This is a genomic window from Rhizobacter sp. P1_G5 (assembly GCF_056405435.1).
The window spans coordinates 1-18,208 of record NZ_JBFUCB010000051.1 but is presented as its reverse complement, the minus strand read 5'-3'; the positions used below and the strand labels follow the sequence as shown (position 1 = coordinate 18,208).

General features: G+C 69.5%; 13 protein-coding genes. 3 read left to right on the top strand and 10 right to left on the bottom strand.

Annotated features, from left to right (window positions below; translation table 11 throughout):
* Positions 1-63 precede the first annotated feature (63 nt).
* Genes AC1D12_RS06220 through AC1D12_RS06205 form a run of 4 tightly spaced genes read right to left on the bottom strand, consistent with a single transcriptional unit; the run spans position 64 to position 2,123 of the window.
* The gene (locus AC1D12_RS06220) at positions 64-228 is read right to left on the bottom strand and encodes a hypothetical protein (protein WP_197066761.1); all 165 of its coding nucleotides are present in this window, start codon (positions 226-228) and stop codon (positions 64-66) included.
* On the bottom strand, positions 225-650 hold the full coding sequence (locus AC1D12_RS06215) for an ExbD/TolR family protein (RefSeq protein ID WP_477827859.1): 426 nt from the start codon (positions 648-650) through the stop codon (positions 225-227). The genes AC1D12_RS06220 and AC1D12_RS06215 overlap by 4 nt, the downstream gene beginning before the upstream one ends.
* Positions 651-663: 13 nt before the next feature.
* Positions 664-1,416: a MotA/TolQ/ExbB proton channel family protein gene (locus AC1D12_RS06210; RefSeq protein ID WP_047501194.1), complete on the bottom strand. Its 753-nt coding sequence runs from the start codon at positions 1,414-1,416 to the stop codon at positions 664-666.
* Positions 1,413-2,123 carry an energy transducer TonB gene (locus AC1D12_RS06205; protein ID WP_477839387.1) on the bottom strand — a complete coding sequence of 237 codons (711 nt, stop codon included), beginning with the start codon at positions 2,121-2,123 and terminating at the stop codon, positions 1,413-1,415. Before AC1D12_RS06205 ends, AC1D12_RS06210 begins: the two co-directional genes overlap by 4 nt.
* A gap of 219 nt (positions 2,124-2,342) precedes the next feature.
* Here AC1D12_RS06205 and AC1D12_RS06200 point away from each other — a divergent pair, with 219 nt between their 5' ends.
* Both AC1D12_RS06200 and AC1D12_RS06195 read left to right on the top strand, forming a co-directional pair.
* Positions 2,343-2,945, top strand: coding sequence for an RHS repeat-associated core domain-containing protein (locus AC1D12_RS06200; RefSeq protein ID WP_477827740.1), 603 nt, complete (start codon positions 2,343-2,345; stop codon positions 2,943-2,945).
* The gene (locus AC1D12_RS06195) at positions 2,933-3,241 is read left to right on the top strand and encodes a hypothetical protein (protein ID WP_477827739.1); all 309 of its coding nucleotides are present in this window, start codon (positions 2,933-2,935) and stop codon (positions 3,239-3,241) included. Before AC1D12_RS06200 ends, AC1D12_RS06195 begins: the two co-directional genes overlap by 13 nt.
* A gap of 72 nt (positions 3,242-3,313) precedes the next feature.
* Here the strand turns inward: AC1D12_RS06195 and AC1D12_RS06190 are convergent, their stop codons facing one another.
* Positions 3,314-6,484: a S8 family peptidase gene (locus tag AC1D12_RS06190; protein ID WP_477839385.1), complete on the bottom strand. Its 3,171-nt coding sequence runs from the start codon at positions 6,482-6,484 to the stop codon at positions 3,314-3,316.
* A 256-nt stretch (positions 6,485-6,740) separates the two neighbouring features.
* On the opposite strand from AC1D12_RS06190, the gene AC1D12_RS06185 reads away from it, so the two are divergent.
* The gene (locus AC1D12_RS06185) at positions 6,741-7,100 is read left to right on the top strand and encodes a phage holin family protein (RefSeq protein WP_477824703.1); all 360 of its coding nucleotides are present in this window, start codon (positions 6,741-6,743) and stop codon (positions 7,098-7,100) included.
* Between the two features lie 13 nt (positions 7,101-7,113).
* Here AC1D12_RS06185 and AC1D12_RS06180 read toward each other — a convergent pair whose 3' ends face one another.
* The 5 genes from AC1D12_RS06180 to AC1D12_RS06160 all read right to left on the bottom strand — a co-directional run bounded on the left by AC1D12_RS06180 (position 7,114) and on the right by AC1D12_RS06160 (position 18,063).
* On the bottom strand, positions 7,114-7,983 hold the full coding sequence (locus AC1D12_RS06180) for a hypothetical protein (protein WP_477839383.1): 870 nt from the start codon (positions 7,981-7,983) through the stop codon (positions 7,114-7,116).
* 139 nt (positions 7,984-8,122) lie between these two features.
* Positions 8,123-9,340, bottom strand: a complete 1,218-nt coding sequence (alaC, locus tag AC1D12_RS06175) for an alanine transaminase (protein ID WP_047501184.1) — start codon at positions 9,338-9,340, stop codon at positions 8,123-8,125.
* A gap of 120 nt (positions 9,341-9,460) precedes the next feature.
* Positions 9,461-9,955, bottom strand: coding sequence for a hypothetical protein (locus AC1D12_RS06170; protein ID WP_477839381.1), 495 nt, complete (start codon positions 9,953-9,955; stop codon positions 9,461-9,463).
* A gap of 93 nt (positions 9,956-10,048) precedes the next feature.
* The gene (gene pbpC / locus AC1D12_RS06165) at positions 10,049-12,145 is read right to left on the bottom strand and encodes a penicillin-binding protein 1C (RefSeq protein WP_477839389.1); all 2,097 of its coding nucleotides are present in this window, start codon (positions 12,143-12,145) and stop codon (positions 10,049-10,051) included.
* 41 nt (positions 12,146-12,186) lie between these two features.
* Positions 12,187-18,063 carry an alpha-2-macroglobulin family protein gene (locus tag AC1D12_RS06160; protein WP_477839379.1) on the bottom strand — a complete coding sequence of 1,959 codons (5,877 nt, stop codon included), beginning with the start codon at positions 18,061-18,063 and terminating at the stop codon, positions 12,187-12,189.
* Positions 18,064-18,208 lie beyond the last annotated feature (145 nt).

Below are 18,208 nucleotides of genomic sequence, written 5' to 3'. Positions count from 1 at the left end.
GTGAAGATCAGTCAGAAAAACAGCCGGCCCGAACCCGGCGCCGGCTGGATGGAGAAATTCGATTCAGCGGCGCAGCGCGTACCAGGAAGCGACCGCGATCGGCAGGCCGAGCGCGGCCCACGACAGCGCGTCCCAGGCGCCATCTCCGAGCAAGGCCGACAGCAGGCCGACCGCGCTCAGCACGGCCAGCACGACCGGCCAGGTCCACACGCGCAGCGCCGCGCTCATGGCTGCGCCGCCTCCGGCTCGCTGACGAAGCCGACCTTCGTCAGGCCCGCCTTCGACGCATCGGCCAGCGTCTGCGCGACGTAGCGGTAGGCCACCGCCTGGTCGGCGCGCAGGTGGATCTCGGGCTGCGGCTGCTTGCTGCTCTCGGCGGCGAAGCGCTTCTGCGCCTCGGGCCGCGTGACGAGCTCACCGTTCCAGTACAACAGGCCGCCGGCGTCGATCGCGAACTCGACCTTGTCGGCCGCCGTCTGGTTGACCTGCGAGCTCGCCTTCGGCAGCTCCAGCTTGACCGCGTTGGTCAGCAACGGCGCGGTGATGATGAAGATCACCAGCAGCACCAGCATCACGTCGATCAGCGGGACCATGTTGATCTCCGCCATCGGCGCGCCGGCGTTCTTCGAATCGAAACTGGCGAAGGCCATGGCGAGGCCTGCGTCAGGCGGCGACCGGCCGCGAGGCCAGCGCACGCACGTTGGCCGGCTGGGCGGCTTCATTGCCGAGCGGCTGGCCCATCGACACGAAGGTGTGCAGCTCGTACGCGAAGGCATCGAGCTTGGACGACATCACGCGGTTGGCACGCGTCAGCCAGTTGTAGCCCATCACCGCGGGGATCGCGACCGCGAGGCCGAGGCCCGTCATGATCAGCGCCTCGCCGACCGGGCCGGCCACCTTGTCCAGCGTGCCGGCGCCGCTCATGCCGATCGCGACCAGCGCGTGGTACACGCCCCAGACGGTGCCGAACAGGCCGACGAAGGGCGCGGTGGCGCCGACGGTGGCGAGCATCGCGAGGCCGTTCTCGAGCCGCGTGGTTTCCTCGTCGAGCACCTTCTTGATGGTGCGCGTGACGAATTCGCCCGAGGTGCCGGCTTCTTCGAGCTTGGCGGCGCCGTACTTCGCGTGGTGGGCCTGCGCGTGCATCGCGTGGCTGGTGAGGTGCGAGAACGGGTCGTGCACGCCGTGCGTGGTGATCTCGTTCGCGACGGCCTCGAGCGAGGTCGCGTTCCAGAAGAAGTTCAGGAAGCTCTGGCTGTGGCGGCGGCGCGAGACCAGCGACAGGCCCTTGATCACGATGATCACCCAGGAGGCGATCGACATCAGCACCAGGATGCCGAGCAGCGTCTTGCCCACCACATCGCTTTGCGCGATGAAGTGGCCGAATCCCAAGCCAGCGTCTGCGTTCACGGTCATTTCTCCAGATCGAAATTCAAGGGGATCAAGGCCCAGCCCGCGGTCGCGCGGCCGTTCTCGGTGTAGGGCTCGAAGCGGAACTTGCGCACCGCGTCGACGGCGGCCTCATCGAGCCGCGGGTAGCCGGACGACTTGCCGACCTGCACCGATTGCGGCAGGCCCGCTTCGTCGATCCAGACGCGCACGACGACGTTGCCGGTTTCCTTCAGGCGCTTCGACGCGCGCGGGTACTCGGGCGGCTCGGCCTTCAGGTAGCGCACGGCCGAGGCCGGGATCTGCTTCGGCGGGGCCGGCGGTGCGGGCGGGGCCGGCGGCGCCTCGACCGCGACCGGCGCGGGCGGGGGCGGCAGCTCGACCGGCGGCGGTGGCGCGACGAACGCAGCCGGCGCGGGCGACGGCGCAGCGGTGACCAGCGGGGTCGGCGGCGGCGGGGTGCGCGTCACCGGCTTGACCGGTGGAGGCGGTGGCGCCGGCGGCGTGGGCGGCGCCGGTGGCGCGATCAGGTTCACGAAGATCGGCGCCGCTTGCACGACGGCCTCGCGCACCGCAGGCACTTGCAGGATCGCCCAGCCGGCACCCAGGTGCAACGCGGCAATGCCGGCGACGACGGCACGCAACTGCCCCGGCGACAGCCCGTCGGTGCGCACCGGCCGGCGGCTGAGCGGCGGCAACGGCGGAGGCGTCGCGGAGACGGGAACGGCGGCCATGGTGGGGGTGGGGTGCGGCGAGGGACAACTTCAAACAACTTCAAAAACTTTAACATAAACAAGAATGATTCTCATTGTGTGACCTTGAACGCGGTCAACCGAGGGGGATGCAGTTCATTGCGTGAGGGTTTTCGAGTGAGACATCCGGCCGGGTTGAGCCGCCGAACCCGGCTTCCTAGACTCCGCCGCTCCTATCAACTCGAAGATCAGGGGTGTCTCATGAAACACGCACGCGGCTGTCTGTTGATCGCCTTCAGTTGGGCGATCACGCAGCCCTCACTGGCCCGCTATGTCCAGTCCGATCCCGTCGGACTCGCCGCGGGCACCAACACCTACACGTACGCCGACAACGACCCGCTGCGCTACGTCGATCCGAACGGGCTGTGCCCTTGCGGGGAATCGCTCGATGTCCTCCAGTTGGCGCGCTCGGACCGGCGCGACTGGAGCAAGGCCGCCGATCGGTCGGACGTCAACAGGGCATTCGGGCCAGGAACCTACAAGTGCAACCTGTTTGCCGACGAGCAATTCGAGACTGCCGGGTACCACTTGCCGAACATCGGTGGCGGCGTCCTCGCACGTGCACTGGAGATGTACCCGCCCGGCGCGCAGAGCCTGTCAACGTCGGACTACACCGTTCCCGGCTGGCCAGTCGTCACGGGGCCGGCGCAACCCGGCGACCTGCTCGCATGGCAAGGGCACGTCGGCATCGCATCGACCAACGGCCGGTCCATTTCCGCTTCACCAAAAGGGGTGACAGAGAATGACTGGGGATTCCGCTCGGGACAGACTCCCGTCATTCGCCGCTGCACATGTCCAAGATGAACGGCCTTCGGCTCTGGCCGCGTGGGGCCATCGTGACACTCGTTCTGACCTGCGTCGCGCTCACCAGCGTGTCCGCGTGGGTCTACGTGCACACGCGCGAAGCCTATCGCGCAGTGGGCTTCAACGATGGTCGCCTCCACGAGCGCGAGTTGATGCTCGACAAGATTCGGCACAGCACCCGGCTGGAAGCCTGCAGCGCTCGCTCCGCCGCATCGGCCGTCGAGTTCGTGTCGGTCAAGGCCGAGTCGGTCTACCTGCATGTGGTCGATGGCGGCCATCTCCGCTTCTGCCAGTGAATCTGCCAGTGGAATCGCCGCGCCAATGAAAACGGGCCGCGCGAACGCGGCCCGTCGGTTCAAGCCCTCACGTCACTTCGCGACGATCACCTGAGCCTCAGTCCCGGCCTCGCGCCGCAGCATCACCAGGAACCCGGTCTGCGACGGCGACGCCGCCGCGCCGCCCACCGGCGTCAGCGTGTCCACGCGCTGGATGCGCAGGCTGCGCACGATGCCGCTGCTGTCGCCGTTGACCGCGTAGCGCGGCTTGGACGGCGTGAAGGTCATCGTGGCGAACGCATCGGTCACGTCGCCGCTGTAGTAGTTGTCGTAGCCGATCGCGGTGAAATCGAACTGCTGGTCCGGCGTCAGGCCCAGCGCCGCGAGCGGCACCGTCATGATCATGTTCGCCGAGTTGAAGTCCGCATCCGCGTAGTAGAAGGCGCCTCCCGCGCCGGTCGCCAGGTTCACGACATTGATCAGGTTGATGCCGGTCGCACCGAACCCGCCCTGCTCCGCGTTGTAGACCGCGAAGTCCGGCACGCCGTCGCGGTCGACGTCGATGTCGACCTCGAAGCCCGCCGGGTAGTTCGGCGTCGCGCGCCGCCCGAAGGTGCTCAGCGCGAACTGCAGCGCCCCCGCATCGGCCACGTAGCGCACGCCGATCGCGCGCATGTCGACGAACGCGAAGTTGTCGCCCGGCTTCGGCAGCTCGGCCGGGTCGGCCTTCTTGCTGGTGCCGGTGAGCGCGAAGATGTCGAACTCGCTGTCGGCCGCGCCGACGTTGCCCATCAGGATGATGCCGCCCGGCCAGTTCGGGCGCACCGCTGCCACCGCGAGGTTCTGCGCCGCCTTGCGCGGCAGGATGTGCCACGGCACGCTCAGCAGCTCGGTGCCGGCGGTGAGCGTCAGGTAGCCGTCGTACTCCGGTGCGTCGAACAGGTCGCCGCTGCCGCCTTGCGCGCCGGCCTCCAGCGTCCAGTCGGGCAGCTTGGCGGGGTTGACGCGCAGCTTCACGGTGACCACCGCGCGGCCTCCCGCCGCAACCTTCACCGAGCCCGGTGCCGAGATCGTCACCGCGCCGCTGGCCTGGTCGTCGGCGAAACGGAACGCGCTCTTGATCGCGAAGGTCTTGGCCGTGGTGCCGAAGTTCTCGACCACCAGCTTCTTCTCGTACTCGGCCGGGGCCGACACCTCCTGCGCGCCGAACGACAGCGCCGCCGACAGCGAGGTCGGCTCGTAGGCGATGGCCTTCAGCGCCAGCGCCTTGTCGACCCGCACCTCGCCCGCGCCGATGCGCGTGATCGGCGCCAGCACGCCCGGCAGCAGCGCCGGGTTGGTGTAGATCTGGTTCATCGCGCTGTTCATCAGCATCGCCTTGATCTGCAGCGGCGTGCGCGCCGGGTACTTGCCGATCAGGATCGCCGCGGAGCCCGCGATCATCGGCGTCGCGCCCGAGGTGCCGCCGAAGGCTTCCTCCTCGGTCCCGCCACCGGCCACCGCCGACACCGAGGCGCCGGGCGCGCCGATCTCGGGCTTGATGGTCTGGTAGCTGATGCTCGGACCGCGCGCCGAAGTGCTGGCCATGCTGCCGACCAGCGGCGTCTTGGTGCCGTCGCTGACCGTCACGTTGACCGGTGCCGCGATGTTGGCCTTGATCTTGTTCGACGTGGACTGCGTGATCACCAGCGTCGGCACGAAGTGCGTGCCGCCGCCGTTGCTGAACGACACCGCGTCGCCGGGGGCGACCAGGCCGATCAGCACGCCGGTGGCACCGGCCGCGCCGGCCGCATCCACCTTCAGGCTGACCGAGCAGGTGCCGCGGTCGATCAGCGCCACCTTGCCGGCCGGGTCGGCCAGCAGCGGCGTGCCCGGGCAGGCGGTGCCGACGAACACCACGTCGCCGCTGAAGCCGCCGGCGATCGGCGCCCAGTCGACCGTCGCGGTGTTGCCGTAGGTGCCGGCGATTGAGGCCGGCGAGTTGATCTTCAGGCCGAAGGCGACGGCGCTCGGCACCTGCGTCTGCGCGACGCTGATGGCCCCGGGGGCGATCGACGGCGAGCTGACGATGTACGGCTTGTTCGCGGCATTGCCCGCGGCCACGACCGCGACGATGCCGGCATCGACCGCCGTCGAGATGGCCTCGGTGGAGTCGTCGATGTTCTGGCCGTAGTCGGAACCGAGCGACAGGTTCATCACGTCGACCGCGTCGGACGGATCGCCGTCGCCGTTCGGGTCGATCGACCAGTCGATCGCCTTCAGGATCGCGACGCCGTTGCAGCTGGTCGCGACGGCGCTGCACACGCGCAGTGCCAGCAGCTTGGCGCCGGGGGCGACGCCCTTGTGGGTGCCGTCCAGGCTCTTGCCGCCGATGATGTCGGCGACGTGCGTGCCGTGGCCCTGGAAGTCGATCGGGTTCGGGTCTTCGGTGCGCGGGCCGTTCGGCCACACGTCACCGACGAAGTCGAAGCCGCCGACCACCTTGCTGGTCGGGAAGACGCTCGGGTCGATGGTGGTGTTGCGGGGATCGCTCGGGTCGGTGCCGTAGGCCTTCAGGTAGGCCTCGGGCGTGCCGGCACCGCCCAGGTTGCGGTGCGTGTAGTCGATGCCCGAATCGAGCACTGCCACGCGCACGCCGGTACCGTCGGCACCGGCCTGCTGCGCCGCGGTGGCGCCGATGTACGGCACCGTCTCGGCCAGGCTCATCTCGTAGTGGTTGACGCGGCGCACCTTGGCGACGCCCGGCAGCGCGGCGATGGCCTTCAGCTTCGAGGCGTCGACGCGCACGGCGATGGCGTTGTGGGCCATGTGGACGCGGCCGAGTTCCTGGGCGCCGAGCGTGGAGAGGCTGGCCTGCAGCGCATCCTGGTGCGACAGCACCGTCTTGCGGTGCGCGGCCAGCGCCTCGCGCGTGGCCTGCGGCGCTTCGCGCAGCGTCTTCACGCTGAGCGTGCGTTCGGTGGTCGATGCGGCAACGGCGAGCTGCGCGGCGGCGGCGGCCACCGGCGCGTCGGTGAGCGTCACCCACACGTCGACCGCGCCGGTCGCCTTCGACAGGCGCGTGTCGAGCACGTCGACACGGCCGCCGGGCAGCGCGGTCTGCTGAATGGTGCGTACCGGGGCGTCGGCAAGCGGCGCATCCGCGGCGGCAGCGGCATCGGGCGCGCCGTCACTGCTGCTGCCGCTGCCTCCGCCGCCGCAGGCGGCCAGCACGAGCGCGGCAACGACGRCCAGCCCGGACTTCCAGGAAATTCGGATAGACACGAGACACTCCTTGTGGGGCACGTCCACCCGATCCGTCCGACTGCCTGCAAGCAGGACCGGGACAGCGCAGTACACGGGTGCGTGCGACTGCGCTGTGCGTGGGGTTGATGGGAAGCTGGATGCTCGGTGGCGCAGCTTCGGTGTGTCAAGGCGTGACATTTCCTTCCCCCTAACCCTGGGGGGAGCGGAAAACCCTGGGTCATCGGACCACAGCGGAGGAACCCCACGGCGCGAGGCGGCAGGTATGCTCGCGCGGATGAAGACCCTCCTTCGCTGGCTCCTGCTCGCCGCAGCGCTGCTGCTGGTGGCCCACCTCTACCCCGGCGTCACGGTGACCAGTTTCGGCTCGGCGATGCTGGCCGCGCTGGTGCTGGGCCTGCTGAACGCGCTGCTGCGGCCGATCCTGGTGCTGCTGACGCTGCCGGTCACCGTGCTGACGCTCGGGCTGTTCCTGTTCGTGATCAACGCGCTGATGTTCTATTTCGCGGCGCAACTGCTCAGCGGCCTGGCGGTCGCCGGCTTCTTCGCGGCGTTGATCGGGTCGTTGATCTACAGCTTGTGCGGGGTGGTGATCGATGCCGCGCTGGAGGCGGTGTTCTCGTCACGGGCTGGGTGACGGTCGGCCGTGCTCAGTCGAGTGCCACCCGGCACTCCTGCTCAGGATTCCAGCGGAGAACCTGGTCGCGCATGCTGAAAATCGCCGTCGTGAAAGCGGCCGTATTCTGGTTGACTTGATGCGCGCTCAGTATTGAAAGGTTTTCCAGATAGAGCTGCACCATGGACAGCAATTCCTGGTGATCGACCAGAAACACCTGTTGAGTCTCTTGAGACAGGTAGTCGGCGTGACGATAGAAGGTCGCGTACGCGGCCTTCGCATCTCCGTCGACCTTGCACTGCTGCCCCATGTCATCAAAAGCCCGCACGCAATCTGATCGGAAACTCGACGCTTCGCGGTAGAAGCCTTCAGGCTCGACGTACCGATAGTTCTCGGGCTCGTACTGCCGACTCTTGATCTTCGTCGCCAGTTGGCTCAATGCAGTACGGCATGCTGACTCCAGGTTGCGGGCGACCCGTCCAACTTGTGAGGCGACTTTCTTCATCGCGCTACCCGCGGCGTCTGCTGCAATGCCAGCTCCTTGCGCGGTGATGTTGCCCGCTTCGATCATCTGGAGCGCGGCTCCATGGCTGAGCCTTTTCGCATGGCGTACAGAGTCACGACCCGCTTTGTCCAGGATGCCTGTTGCGCCCCCCAACCCCTGCGCAGTGATGCTGCCTGCCTTGACCATCTGGAGCGCAGCGTCGTAGGTGATCCTCTTCGCGTGTCGCACCAGGTCACGGCCCGGTTTCTGGACAAGTTTCACCGCCTCCCGCGCACAACTTCTGGCATGTGCCACGCCCGCACATACCCGCTGAGCCGTGTTGCTGTTCTTCAACCCATCCAGGGTTCTGCTGGCGACATGGAGAACTGAGCAAAGTGTCGTACTGATGGTTGACGGCATGACTGGACCTTGCAGTTGGGTTGTTCCTTGCAGAGATCCGGGCGATGCACCGTGGAAATTACGTACGACACGTCTCATCTCTGCGTGCCGTGAGTAACAGGAGGCTGCCCATCGGTTCCCGCGCTCCTGCTGCCGTTTGTCAGGTCGCCCGAGCCGCCTCCACCCCATCCGCCTTGAACATCGCCTTGATGCCACGCACCGCCTGCCGGATGCGTGCCTCGTTCTCGATCAGCGCGAAGCGCACGTGGTCGTCGCCGTGGTCGCCGAAGCCGATGCCGGGCGACACCGAGACCTTCGCCTTCGCGAGCATCTGCTTGGCGAACTCCAGCGAGCCGAGCGCGCGGTACGGCTCGGGGATGCGCGCCCAGATGTACATCGAGGCCTTCGGCGTCTCGACCATCCAGCCGGCCTCGTGCAGGCCCTTCACCAGCACGTCGCGGCGGCGCTGGTACTGCGCGGCGATGTCCTTCACGCATTGCTGGTCGCCCTCGAGCGCGGCGATCGCCGCCACCTGCAGCGGCGTGAAGGTGCCGTAGTCGTGGTATGCCTTGATGCGCGCGAGCGCCGCCACCAGGTCGCGGTTGCCGACCATGAAGCCCACGCGCCAGCCGGCCATGTTGTAGCTCTTCGAGAGCGTGAAGAACTCGACCGCGATCTCCTTCGCGCCCGGCACCTGCATGATCGACGGCGCCTTCCAGCCGTCGAACACGATGTCGGCATAGGCCAGGTCGTGCACGACGAAGATGTCGTGCTTGCGCGCGAGCGCCACCACGCGCTCGAAGAAGTCGAGCTCGACGCACTGCGCCGTCGGGTTGCTCGGAAAGCCCAGCACCATCATCTTCGGCTTCGGGTAGCTGCCGCGGATCGCGCGCTCCAGTTCGGCGAAGAAGTCGACGCCCGGCACCAGCGGCACCGAGCGGATGTCGGCACCGGCGATCACCGCACCGTAGATGTGGATCGGGTAGCTCGGGTCGGGCACCAGCACGGTGTCGCCGCGGTCCAGCGTCGCGAGCATCAGGTGCGACAGGCCCTCCTTCGAGCCGATCGTCACGATGGCCTCGCTGTCGGGATCGATCGCGACGCCGTAGCGATCCTGGTACCAGTGCGAGATCGCGCGGCGCAGGCGCGGAATGCCCTTCGACGTGGAGTAGCCGTGCGTGTCCGGCCGCTGCGCCACCTCGGCGAGCTTCGCGACGATGTGCGGCGGCGTGGGCCCGTCGGGGTTGCCCATGCTCATGTCGATGATGTCTTCACCGCGCCGTCGCGCAGCGGCGCGCAGCTCGGCAGTGATGTTGAAGACGTAGGGGGGAAGGCGGTCGATGCGCGCGAAGCGGCGCTGGCCTGCAGACGAGGACATTGAAGAGGACTTTCACGTGAGCGCCCGGAACCGTCCGAGCGACGTGAGCCGCGTGAGGCGGCCCGGCGGGAATGGTAACCGGGCCGGGTGCGATCTCGTGCGTCGGCAACTTCGCTGCGTCTAGAGCAGCCCGCCGTGGCTCAGGCCTCCTTGCACGGCCGCACTCCTTTGCTGCACACGATTGACTTCACTGCGCATGGCATCCAACACGATCTTGAGTCTTTCCTTGTCGACGCCACGTCCGTCCACTGCAGCCTGACCCATGTCATTCAACACATCCTTGAAGGGCTTGATGCAGTCCTTCGTTGATGTGCTCTTTCCGATCAACTGGATGTACGCGAGAACTGCTTTGAGCGCACTCTTCGGACCTTTTCCTTCCGCGTTCATCAGATGGCCAGCACGATCGAGACCTTGAATCAGCAACGCGCTCGCGGTCTGGCCGGAGTTCCTGGTGGCAGGGGTGATGTAGTAAGGGTGGCGCCCCGCGTAAGGCGCCACGCCCCAGCAATTCCGCGCTTTCTCGCGCGCCTCCTTCGTCTTCTTCGCCGCGTCCTTGCGGGATGCCTTCTCCGTCTTCCGGAAGAACTCTCTTGGTGACTTCGATACTTTTTTCATGCCGACTCCTCAGGCCACCCGCACGGACCCACGTCCGTCGCGTCCCTGAGTAACAGCAACCCTCCCCCGAGTTCCCTGACCGCAGCCCGGCCTTCAGCGCCGGCGCGGCTTCACGCCGGCATTGGCAGTCCGCACATCCGCCCCCCGCACCTCGAACCTCACCACCTGCAGCAGCGCCCCATCGCGCCCCGTCAGCTTCAGCTCATGCCGCCCCGGCCACGGCGCCCAGTGCAGCCGCTCGCCCTGCCCCAGCGCCTTGCCGTCCATCCACCAGGTGCCGGCCTCGCCTTCCAGCACGATGCGCTGCGCGGCGGGCGGCATGTCGGGGTCGATCGCGAAGATGCTGCCGTCGCGCGGGCTGGCGATGCCGAAGCGCTGCGCGCCGCGCACCTGCGTGCCCGCGCTCCACAGCGCCTGCTCGGTGCCGGCGACGAACACCTCGTCGCGCGCCGCCTCGCGCCGGTCGTCGAAGCGGATCGCCATCGGCACCACACCCGCCGGCACCGCCGGCTGCTTCGATGGTGCGCCGTCATGCAGCGCGCGCACCAGCACCTGCCACACCGGCGCGGCGCCGCTGACGCCGCTCACGTCGTGCATCGCCTCGCCGCTCGCGTTGCCGACCCACACGCCCACCGTGTAGCGGTCGGTGAAGCCGATGCACCAGTTGTCGCGCATGTCCTTGCTGGTGCCGGTCTTCACCGCGGCAAAACCCTTCGTGACCAGGCTGCTGTCCAGCCCGAAGGTGCGCGCGCGCGCCGCGTTGTCGGCCAGGATGTCGGTGACGAGCCAACTCGCCGCCGCGCTCGCCACCCGCTTCGGCGTCGCGGCCGCACCGCGCAGCACCGGCGGCGAGAACAGCCCGCCGTTTGCCAGCGTGCGGTACGCATTCGTCAGTGCCAGCAGGCTCACGTCGGCACTGCCGAGTGCCAGCGAATGCCCGTAGAAGCCGCCGGTCTCGGGCAGCGCCAGGCCCAGCGCGTTCAGCCGCTCGACCAGCGCATCGGGCCCGAGCATCGCGCCCACCCGCACCGCCGGCACGTTCAGGCTCGCACCGAGCGCGGTGCGCGCGCTGACCCAGCCCTTGAACGCGTGGTCGTAGTTCTGCGGCAGGTACAGGCCGTTGGTGGTGGCCAGTTGCGCGGGCGAATCGTCGAGCAGGCTGGCCGGCGTGATCAGCCGGCGCTCGAAGGCCAGCTCGTAGACGAAGGGCTTCAGCGTCGAGCCCGGCTGGCGGCGCGCCAGCACGCCGTCGACCTGCGCCGCGTCCGAGAAGCTGCCGCTCGAGCCGACCCAGGCCCGCACCTCGCCGCTCGCGTTGTCGAGCACGACGATCGCACCATCCTCGACGTTGCGGCCCGACAGCTCGGCCAGCTGCCGCCGCAGCGTGTTGACGGCGAAGCGCTGCAGCCGCGCATCGAGCGTCGTGCGTTGCACCGTCGCTTGCGTCGACCCCTGCATCGCCCCCTCCCCCACCACCTGCCGCGCGAAATGCGGCGCCAGCTGCTCGCCCAGYGGCATGCCGCCCTGGCGCAGCAGCGCGGTCTGCGCGAGCGCGGTGACGCCCTTGCAATCGAGCTTCTGCAGCTGCAATACGCCGCAGGCGCGCTGCGCGACGACCGCCGGCGTCGCGTTCGGCCCGCGCAGCAGCGCCGCCGCGATCGCCGACTCGTCGACATCCAGCCCGCCCGGGTGCTTGCCGAACAGCGTCTGCGACAGCGCATCGATGCCGACCACCTCGCCGCGGAACGCGACCCGGTTCAGGTAGGCCTCGAGGATCTCGCTCTTCTTCCAGCGCGCATCGAGCCGCGTCGCGGTGACGGCCTGCCCGAGCTTCTGCGCGACGCTGCGCCCGCCGACCGGYCGCGCCAGGTCGTCGTCGAGCAGGCCGGCCAGCTGCATCGTCAGCGTCGACGCGCCGCGCGTGCGGGTGTTCCACACATTGGCCCACGCGCTCTTCGCGACCGCGCCCCAGTCGACGCCGCTGTGCTCGTAGAAGCGCCGGTCTTCGCTGAGGACGATCGCCTGGAGCAGCGCCGGCGAGACTTCCTGCAGCGGCACCCAGGCCAGCCGGCGCGCGCTCCTGTCGACGCGCACCGTCTGCAGCGGCGTGCCGTCGCGGGCGAGCAGCGTCACGTCGGACGGCTTCCACGCCGACTTCACCTCGTTGAAGCTCGGCAGCGCCTGCGCCATCGCCGCCGCGAACAGCAGCAACGCGGCACAGGCGGCCCGCTTCACGGCGCGACCTCGATCGCCGTGTTCGGCAGTTCCCCGAAGCTCTCCGGCGCATACATCGCCTCGACGCGCGTGGGCGGCAGCGCGAAGCGGCCGGGGTTGTTCAGCCGCACCGTGTACTCGATCACGTGCTTGCCGCGCGGCAAATAGTCGTAGTAGCTGCGGAAGGCCTCGAAGCTGCGCTCCTCGTACACCGGCCAGGTGCCGCTGCGCTTCTCGCCCTGCGTCGCGATCGCACTGTCGCGGCCGAGGCCCGAACCGAGCAGCGTCGCGCCGCCCGGCACCGGATCGCTGACCACCACCCAGGTCATGTCCGATTGCGCATCCACCTCGATCCGCACCCGCAGCACGTCGCCGCGCGACCACTTCGACTTGTCCTTCTGCTCGACCGCAGTGACCGTGCGCGCGAGGCTGTAGCCGGCGCGGATCGGCTCCTTCAGCGGGATCGCCGCGAGGCTCTGCACCGTCAGCCACGGTTTGCCGGAGCCCTCCTGCGACACGCTCAGCGTGCCGGCCGAATCGGGCCATGGCAGCTTCACGACGCCGCCGTCGGCCGACTTGCCCCAGTCGATCGCGACCGGCGCACCGCCGGTGCCGGCTACCGTGCGGCCCGCAACCTTCGCCGACTCGAACTTCGCCGAGAACTTGTCGAGCGCGAGCGATCCCCACAGGTTGGCTGTCGTCGTGAGCCAGGCGCCGCCGCGCTGGCGGCCAAGGCTGCCGACCACCATGCGCGGCAGGTCGTCGCGCCAGGCCGGGTCGTCGAGCACCGCGAGGATCAGCCGCGCCGCGTTCGCATCGGCGCTGTCCATCAGCCACCACCAGAAGTCGTCGCTCTCGTTGCTGAAGCGCAGCGTCGTTCCGGCATAGGTGAGCCGGCTGCGCAGGATCTGCTGCACTTCGTCCAGCCGCCTGGCCTGCTCGGGCACGCCCTGCACGCGGCGCAGGATGCCGAGCCAGTCGATCACCGCCGCGGTCGGCCACTGGTTCGGCGTGATGTTCACCGAGCCGAGCATCTTCGGCTGCGCCCGGCCGTAGCGCGACAGCGCCTCGATCGCGGCGAGCTTGCGCACGTCCAGGTCGGCCCGCGGCGACCAGAACTTGCGTTCGATGCGGCCCTCGACGAACGCGGTCAGCCCGTCCAACATGCTGTCGCGCGCAGCGGGCGGCAGCTCGAAGCCGGCCTCGTTCGTCGCGGCGAGCACGTAGGCGGTGAGCCGGTCGCTGCCGCGTGCGCCATCCTCGGCACGCGGCGGGAAGTAGCTCGCGAGCCCGTCGCTGTCGAGGTAGGTCGGCAGTGCGTTCGCGACGCCGGCCCACAGCTTCGCGTCCTTCAGCCCGACCGACTTCGAGGTCTTCTGCTCCAGGCAGATGAACGGGTAGGTCTCGAAGTAGCGGCGGATGCCGGGCAGCGCGCCGGTCAGCTTCGGCTGCACGCCGATGTTCAGGCCGCCGCGCTTGGGGCCGCTCGCCGGCAGCGCATCGGCCGGCGCCGCCACCGGCAGCGTGAACGGGCCGTCGAGCTGCGACAGCGTCGCCTGCAGCACCCGCACCGGCACCGCGGCGCTGACGAGCTGCGTGAGCTTCAGCCTGTCCTTCGCCTGGTCCTTCGCCTTGTCGCTGCCGGCGAGTTCCTCGGCGCCCGCTTCCCACGCGATGCTGAACACCTCGGCCGGCACGTCGACCGGCCACACCAGTTCCTTCGCGCCGCCGGCCGGCAGCACCGCCTCCTGCGGCGGCAGCTCGATCGGCGTGCGCACGATGTCGGCACCCCGTTCGCCGCCGCTGTTCGCGGTGCCGGCGAGCGTGGCCCGCACCTTCATCTCGTGCGTGGTGGTGTTGCGCAGCGTCAGCATCGCGCTGAAGCGGTCGCCATCGCGCACCAGCGGCGGCAGGCCCGACAGCACCTGCAGGTCCTGCGTCACGCGGATGCTGGTGCTGCCGCTGCCGAACTGCTGCACGCCGGCATCGGCCACCGCTACCAGCCGGAAGCTGGTCAGCGAATCGTTCAGCGGCACCTCGACCACCGCCTCGCCGTTGGCGTCCAGCGCCACCTGGGCCTTCCACAGCAGCAGCGTGTCGAACAGCTCGCGCGTCGCGTTCTTGCCGCCGCCACCGCCCGCTGCCACCGCCTTGCGGCCGTAGTGGCGCCTGCCGATGATCTCGCTCTGCCCGGTGGCGGTCTCCACGCCGAGCGCGCGCGGCTTCAGCATCGCGCCGAGCAGGTCCCACGAATCGTTCGGGCGCAGCGCCAGCAGGCCCTCGTCGACGGCGGCGAACGCCACCTCGGCGTTCGCGAGCGGCTTGCCGTCGTGCAGCACCTTGATGCGCGCCTTCGCGGTCTGGCGCACCGCGTACTGCGGCTTGTCGGCCGTCACGCTGACGTCCAGCCGATGTTCCTGCACGCCCACCTTCAGCGCCGCGATGCCGAGCTTGAAGGCCGGCTTGGACAGGTCGACCATCGCGGTCGGCGCCTGGTACTCGCGGCCCTCGTACCAGAACGAGCGCACCCAGTTCAGCGGCTCCTTCCAGCCCCAGCTGAAGAACGAGTACCACGGCACCTCGCGGATGCGCCCGCGCAGCACCAGCACGTCGACGTAGACGTTCGGCCCCCAGGATTTCTCGATCTTCAGTTCGACCGTCGGGTCGTCGCCGCGCAGCGTCAGCACGCGCGTCGCGATCACGCCCTCGCGCTCGACGCTGACCAGCGCGGTCGCCTCGCGGAACGGCATGCGCACCTGCAGCCGCGCGGTCTCGCCGGGCTCGTAGCTCTTCTTCTCGGGCAGCACGTCGATGCGGTCGTCGTTGTCCTGCGCGAACCACAGCTCGCCCTGCTTCGTGACCCACACGCTGGCCGCCGATTCGGCGACGTGGCCGGCCTTGTCGCTCGTCTTCGCGATCAGCTCGACYTGGCCGGCGTTCTCGAGCGCCGCATCGCACAGCAGCAGGCCGCGGTCGTCGGTGCTGCCGCTGCACACCGTGCCGAGCTCCTTGACCTCGGTGCGGTTGTCGTAGGCGTAGAAGCCGCCGACCATGCGCTTGCGCGTGCTGATCACCTGCGACAGCCGGCCGCGCACCTCGACCGCCTGGCCCTTGATCGCCTTGCCGGCGGTGTCCAGCGCCAGCACCTGCAGCTTGACCCGCCCGCGCGCGCTCGCCCACGAGCCGGTCTTCACCCCCAGCACGACGGCGCTCGGCCACAGCGCGACGGTGGTCGACGCGGTCTGCACCTCGCCGTTCGGGTCGTTGAAGGTCACCTCGGTGACCAGCTCGCTCGGCCGCTTGATGGCCGGCAGGTCCTTCACGATGAGGCTCGCGGCGCCGTCGCGGTCGGTCGTCAGCGGCAGCTTGTCGGCCACCACCTTGCCGCTCGACTCGGGCGCGCCCTCGTCGCCCTCATCGCTGCGCGCGGCCTGCTTCGGGTCGCGCGGCGGCTCGAAGCTGAACTCGTCGTAGCCCGCGAAGCCGCTCGCGCGGCTGCGCAGCAACGCGGTCAGGCGGGCCGGCGCCTGCGCCATCCCGCCGCCGGCGAAGTAGTTCAGCTGCACGCCGATCGGCAGCTCCTTCGGCGCGACCGGCACCTCCTTCGGCCCGCTGACGCGCGCATCGACCAGCGGCAGGCGGAACTCCTCGACCCGGAAACTGCCGGCCGACCAGCTGCTGCGCTCCCGGTCGCCGCCACCCTCGCGCTCCAGCGTCACGTCGTACACGCCGAGCTTGGCAGCCGGCGGGATGTTCCAGCTCGAGGCCGCGCTGCGCGTGCCGTTCCAGCTCAACGGCAGCGTCACTTCCTGGCCGCTGCCCTGGTGCACGATCTTCAGCCGCGTCGGCAGCTTCTCGGCCGGCACCGCGGCCAGGCCGCTGCTGGTCTCGCGGCGCATGAAGTGCTTCATCGACACCGTCTCGCCGGCGCGCAGCAGCGTGCGGTCGAACACCGTGTGCGCCTGCACGTCGGGCTGCGCGTCGTTGCTGGTCGGGAAGCTGAAGCGCCAGGTCTCGATGCCCTTCTGCCAGCTGCTGAACACGAAGGCGGTGTCGGTCAGGCCCTTCGGCGTCGGCTKGCGCGCGGTGACGAAGAAGCCGCCGTCGGCCGGGCATTCGTCGGCCCGCTCCAGCGCCTGCTCGATGCGCGCCAGGCCGTTGGCATCGGTGCGGCCGGCCCACAGCCGCTGGCCGCGGCAATCGTTGACCGCGATGTCGGCATCGGCCACCGGCTTGCCGCGATCGAGCGTCGTGACCCAGACCACGCTGTTCTCGCGGCCGAGCTTGAAGTGCACGCCCAGGTTGGTGACCAGCACGCCGGCGCGCACGTACATCGGCGCCTTCTTGTCGAGCAGGGCCTCGCCGAGGCGGCGCGATTCGATCTCGACCACGTGGTAGCCGGGGTCGGCGATCGGGATGCCGACCACCTCGAACGGCCGCGGGTCGCCGCCGGCGAGCTGCGGCAGGTCCATGCGCTTCACGTCGGCGCCGCCGTTCAGCAGCGACAGCTCGCGGGTCTCGACGACGCGCTCGCGGCGGATCTCCTTGCTGCGGCCCTTGCCGTCGACGACGCGCTCGGTCTCGTAGTGCTGCGCGGCCGGCAGCCCGGCCTCCTTCGCGGTGATGCGGCTCTCGTGGTAGCGGGCCACGCGGGCATACCACTGCAGGATGTCGGCATCGGTGCGCAGCGTCTTGATGCGCACCGCGCCGCCGCCCGCGGCCGGCCGCAGGTCGCCCTGCACATGGCGCAGCGTGACCGGCAGCATCGCATCGGCGTTCAGCTCGATGACGCCGAACGGCGCGGCGGCGAACTTCGCGATCGGCGGCGCGTCGCCGGTCGCGACCTTCAGCGGGAAGCTCGCGGCATTCGCGAGCGCGCGGCCCGAGCTGTCCTTCAGGTTGCGCGGCAGCTCGATCGTGAAGGTGCTGCGCTCGGGCAGCGGCATCGGGAAGCGCAGGCTGTCGACCTCGGCCRCCTTGTCGTCGGCATCGAACTCCGGCGCGATCGCCTTGCCCGAGGCCGGTTGCAGCCGGATCGCCGCCGCCAGCTCGCGCGGCAACTGTGACGAGAAACGCAGCGTCAGCGGGCGGATCGGCAGGCACGGCGCCTCGGCCCGCTCGCGCTCGCAGCTGAACTCGGCGGTGAAGGCCTTGCGCACGCGGAAGTTCAGGCGCTGCTCGGTGCGCGTGACGATCTTCGGGTTGACCTGGGCCGCGATGCCGGCACCCCAGACCAGGCGCAACGCGGCGTCGGGCGGCAGCGGGCGCTGGCAGGTCAGCACGACGATGCGCTCGGCCTGCTTCTCGAGCTGGCGCGCCTTCAGGATCTCGTCGCGGACCGAGCCGGTCACCACCCGCACCGGCATGCGTTCGCCGATGCCGTCGACCTCGCAGGCCGCATGGGCGGCCACGGTGGACTCGACCGCCGCACCGGTCAGCCGCAGCACGAAGTGCTGGTCTTCCTCGACCTGGTTGCCGGCGTAGGGTTGTGTCGACTCGATGGCCGGGCCGCCGGTGCTGAACGTGAACTCGGTGCCGCCGGTCAGCGCGCCGTTCAACGGCTTCCAGTCGGACTTCGCCTTCAACGTGCAGCGCGTGCCGGGCGGCAACGCCTCGCGGAAGTCGTATAGCCAGACGCGGTCGTTGGCCCAGCGGCCCGAGCCGGCGCGCGCCGGGCCTTCGCAGGCCACGCCGAGCGGATCGGGCAGCCGCAGGTCGCCGAACGGCACCACCGCCTCGGAAAACTTCACCGTGACCTGGCGCACCTGCGCGACCTCGCCCTGCGGGCTGACCGACGTGATCGTGGCAGCGCGGGCCGGGCCGGGCGCTGCAGCCAGCACGGCAAGCAGCGCGAACGTGGCGGCGCCGATGGCCCGGGCGATGGATCGTGGCATGCCGTCTCCTCCAGAAGAGCCGGGAGGATAAGCCACGCCGTGGCCGATTCCGGTGGGGTCCGGTGGAGGTCAGCCTTCCTGGCGGCGTTCTTCTTCCATCTGGCGGCGGCGCTGGCCTTCGAGCTCGCGCAGCCGCGCGTCGATG